This window comes from Williamsia limnetica (assembly GCF_003217475.1).
Classification (GTDB): Bacteria; Actinomycetota; Actinomycetes; order Mycobacteriales; family Mycobacteriaceae; genus Williamsia; species Williamsia limnetica.
Map to the genome: position 1 here is coordinate 1 of NZ_QJSP01000049.1, position 1,266 is coordinate 1,266.

Consider the following 1,266-nt stretch of genomic DNA (forward strand, 5'->3'; position numbering starts at 1 on the left):
GGCGCGATGAGTCGGGTGGGTCCGGCGGCGGCGAGGTTCTCTCGTGAGAAGTAGCCGGCGTCGGCAAGGACGGTCCCGATGACCCGATCATGACCGGCGTCGGCGAGCTCGCTCAACGTTTGCTCGACGGCGGCGACCGTCGGTATGTACTCGCCGATATCGATGCCGCGGTCGGTGACGTACGCGGCGAGGATGAGGTGGTCTTCGGAGACGGCCAGCTGGGCGTTGTAGGCCTGCCGGAACCCGAATCGGGTCTTCATGAGCCGGGACTGCGGGTCGGTGAGGTTGCGTTTTCGGACTGGTTCGGAAGCGTTCCGGTGCTCGAGCGCGGCCCGCGCATTGATCAGGTTCTGCCGGGCTTTGAGCACGTTGACATTGCGATCGGGATGCACCGCCCGGCGTCCGGCCGGGCGCCGTCCTTGCGCGAGTACTTGCTGCTGAGCGGTGTAGATGGCGGTCGACTCTTCGGTGAGACGGCGTTCTTTGGCCTCAGCACGCTCGACCCTGCGTATCGTCATTTTGGTTGCACTGCTGGGTCGTTCGCGGCGATCTTTCTCGATCGAGGCCAGCGCTTCAGCGATCGCAGCTTGGCGAGTGGCCCTCGACTGCAACCGCGGTGGCGTCTGATCGTCTGGGTCGTCGAGGTCTTCTTGTTCATCGACAGCAGCCGCGTCGGCGACGATCTCGCTCGCCATCTCTCGCAGTCTGGCTTCGGTTTTGTTCGCATCGATGCTGGCGTTGGCTTCGATTTTGGTGCCATCGACGGCGATGGTCCCGACTTTGACCATCCCTGCCGCCGCACACAGCTGCAGGACCTGGGTAAACAGGCTGGTGAAGTGGGTTTCCTGGTCTTTGCGGAACCGGGCGATGACGGTGTGATCAGGGGCGTGTTGGGCGCACGCGACCCGGAACGCGACGTCGGTGTGGCAGCGTCGTTCGATCATCCGGGAGGACCGCTCCCCAACGCAGTAGGCATAGAACAGCAGCACCAACATCATGTCCGGGTCGTAGCCGCGTCGGCCGGCGTGTGAATCGGCCGTGGCCCGGCGCTTACGCCGGCCATGAAACGCCGAGGTATCGAGCGCCTCAACAATATCGGCGATCAGCCACACCAGATGACCGGGCGGCAACCACTCCCGCATATCCGGCGGTAACAGAAACTGCTGATCACGATCAGCATGGATGTACGACTTGGCCACACCAGAATTCTTGCATCAAACCCGCCGAATCGCGGGCGTTACCGCCCGCGATTCGGCAACAGCCTCT

The 1,266-nt window shown here is 63.5% G+C and carries 1 protein-coding gene; it reads right to left on the reverse strand.

The window, feature by feature from the left end:
* Positions 1 to 1,199, reverse strand: a 1,199-nt coding sequence (locus DFR67_RS30125) for a transposase (RefSeq protein WP_110473121.1), incomplete at its 3' end; no start/stop codon positions are given.
* Between the last annotated feature and the right edge of the window lie 67 nt (positions 1,200 to 1,266).